This window comes from Zoogloea dura, from assembly GCF_012927165.1.
GTDB classification, from domain to species: domain Bacteria; phylum Pseudomonadota; class Gammaproteobacteria; order Burkholderiales; family Rhodocyclaceae; genus Zoogloea; species Zoogloea dura.
Window position 1 is genome coordinate 1 of record NZ_JABBGA010000068.1, and the last position, 2693, is coordinate 2693.

Annotated in this window: 2 protein-coding genes; both read left to right on the top strand. The window is 67.7% G+C overall.

The genetic code is table 11. From position 1 onward, the window contains the following. The first annotated feature begins 244 nt into the window (after window positions 1-244). Window positions 245-1774: an IS21 family transposase gene (gene istA / locus HHL15_RS26045; RefSeq protein ID WP_169148678.1), complete on the top strand. Its 1530-nt coding sequence runs from the start codon at window positions 245-247 to the stop codon at window positions 1772-1774. Window positions 1775-1820: 46 nt separating this feature from the next. Further along, complete coding sequence (gene istB / locus HHL15_RS26050) at window positions 1821-2609, top strand: IS21-like element helper ATPase IstB (protein ID WP_169148677.1); 789 nt, start codon at window positions 1821-1823, stop codon at window positions 2607-2609. Window positions 2610-2693: the final 84 nt, after the last annotated feature.

Genomic DNA, 2693 nt, shown 5'->3' on the forward strand with positions numbered 1-2693 from the left:
TGTCACCGACCGGCACATTGGAGCCAGTTGATGATCGGCACAATGGAGCCACCTTGTGACCGGCACATTGGAGCCACTCCGTGATCGGCGTAATGGAGCCACCCACGGATCGGCACATAGGCGCCAGCGCCGGATCGGCGTAATGGAGCCAGTCTCACTCTGACGGACGTCTCGACCTTGAGCGGTCCATCGCTACCCTGCCGGGTTTGGCAGGAGAAAGCCGGTGGCCCGCAGGAGTATCGAGATGCACGAGTACCGCCAGGCCCTGATGCGTTTGCGTCAGGGCGACTCGGAGCGCGAGATTGCGCGCTCCGGTTTGATGGGACGGGCCAAGGCGGCCCGTTTCCGGGAGTTGGCCTGCGAGAAGGGCTGGCTTGAGCTCACTCGGCCCCTGCCGGCAGACGCTGAGATCGCAGCCGCACTGGCCCCGCCGCGTGTGCCGCTGACGGCCCAGTCGACGCTTGCCGCGTATCGCCAGCTGGTCACCCAGTGGCTCGGCCAGGGCGTCTCCGGCGTGGCCATCCACTCAGCCCTCGTCCGCGAGCATGGTTTCACGGGCCACTACTCCAGCGTCCGGCGCCTGATTGCGGCGCTCGCCCAGGCGCTTCCGCCCGACACCACGGTGCGCCTCACCTTCGATCCGGGGGAGGCGGCGCAGGTGGACTTCGGCGCCGGCCCCGAATTGGTCGATCCGGCCACCGGGGCGCTTCGCCGCACCTGGGCCTTCGTGATGACGCTCGCCTTCTCCCGGCACCAGTACGTGGAGTTCGTGTGGGACCAGAGTGTGCGCACCTGGCTCGGCTGCCATCAGCGCGCCTTCGAGTGGTTCGGCGCGGTGCCGGCGCGGCTCATCATCGACAACGCCAAGTGCGCCATCACCAAGGCCTGCGCGCGTGACCCCGAGGTGCAGCGGGCCTACGCCGAGTGCGCCGAAGGCTACGGCTTTCGGATCGACGCCTGCCCGCCGCGCGACCCGCAGAAGAAAGGCATCGTCGAGGCCGGCGTGAAGTACGTGAAGGGAAACTTCCTGCCCACCCGCAGCTTCCGGGACATGGCCGACCTCAATGCCCAGGTGCGCGACTGGGTGCTGCAGGTGGCCGGGCAGCGCATCCACGGCACGACCCGCATCAAGCCGCTGGAGAGCTTCACGGTGGAGCGCGCGCTGCTGTTGCCCCTGCCGGCGGTGCCGCCTGACCTGGGCACCTGGCACCAGGTGGCGGTGCATCGGGACTGCCACGTGAGTTTCGAGCGCGCCCTCTACTCGGTGCCCTGCGCGCTGGTGGGCAAGCGCCTGTGGCTGCGTGCCACCGACAGCGTGGTGACGGTCTATCAGGACTTCCAGTCGGTCGCCATCCACGCTCGCGCGCGCCGGCCCGGCGAGCGGCGCACTGTCACGGACCATCTGCCGCCCGAGGCCCGCACCTTCTTCGCCCATGACCGCGCCTGGTGTCTGCAGCAGGCCGCCGGTATCGGGCCGGCCTGTGCCGGGCTCATCCAGCGCCTCCTGTCGGACCGGATCAGCGAGCGCCTGCGCGCGGCCCAGGGCGTCCTTCACCTCAAGACGAAGTACGGCGCCGGGCGGCTCGAAGCCGCCTGTGAGCGGGCGCTCGCCCACGACAGCCCGCACTACCGCACCGTCAAGACCATCCTCGTCGGCGGCCACGACCTGCTTCCCGCCAGCGGCTTGATCAGCCCCGAGCCCTACGCGGGCCGGGCCCGCTTCGCCCGCGGCACAGCAAGCCTCTTCGCCGACGAACCCCCTTCGATTCACTGACCCGAGACGCCATCCTGGCGTCTCTCCATCCCCAAGGAGTTGCACCATGAATCCCGCCACCGAACTGGCCCCACAACTGAAGCAGCTACGCCTATCGGGCATCCTCGATTCTCTCGAGGCCCGCAACCGCCAGGCCATCGATGCCAAGCTCGCCTACACCGAGTTCCTCGCCTTGCTGATCCAGGACGAGGTGGCTCGACGCGAACAGAAGAAATTCTCAACCCGGCTGCGCCGCGCGGCTTTCCGGGCTACCAAGACCCTCGAAGGCTTTGAGTTCGACCGACTGCCCTCGACCAATCGGGCGCTGGTCCATGATCTGGCCACCGGCCGCTACATCCAGGAGAAGGCCCCGGTGCTCATCGTCGGCCCCTGCGGCACCGGCAAGAGCCACCTGGCCCAGGCCCTCGGGCACTGCGCGGTGCGCCAGGGGCAGGACGTGGTCTTTGCCTCCTGCGCGCAGCTCGTGGCGAGCCTCAACGCGGCACGCGCCATCGGCAACTACGAGCGAAAGCTCCAGCAACTGGCCCGCGTGCCGGTGCTGATCATCGACGACTTTGGGTTGAAACCCTTGCGGGCACCGGCCGACGAGGATCTGCACGATCTGATCGCCGAGCGCTACGAGCAGGCCGCCACCATCGTCACCAGCAACCTCGACTTCACCGAGTGGGACCAGGCCTTCCCGGGCAACCGGCTGCTCGCTTCGGCCACCGTCGATCGGCTGCGCCACAACGCCTATTGCCTGACCCTTGACGGGGCCTCCTACCGGGCCCCTCGACAGGGTCCAAACAAGGCCAAAACAGCACTTGCCAGCACCCCGAAAAACAACCAACCTTGAACCCCCGAAGACGTTCGTCAGAGCCTATTCAAACTGGCTCCTATATGCCGATCATCGGTGGCTCTATTGTGCCGGTCAGTGACA

Coding starts and splice junctions, on each gene's coding strand:
- istA (WP_169148678.1), top strand. CDS start 245: ATGCACGAGTACCGCCAGGCCCTGATGCGTTTGCGTCAGGGCGACTCG.
- istB (WP_169148677.1), top strand. CDS start 1,821: ATGAATCCCGCCACCGAACTGGCCCCACAACTGAAGCAGCTACGCCTA.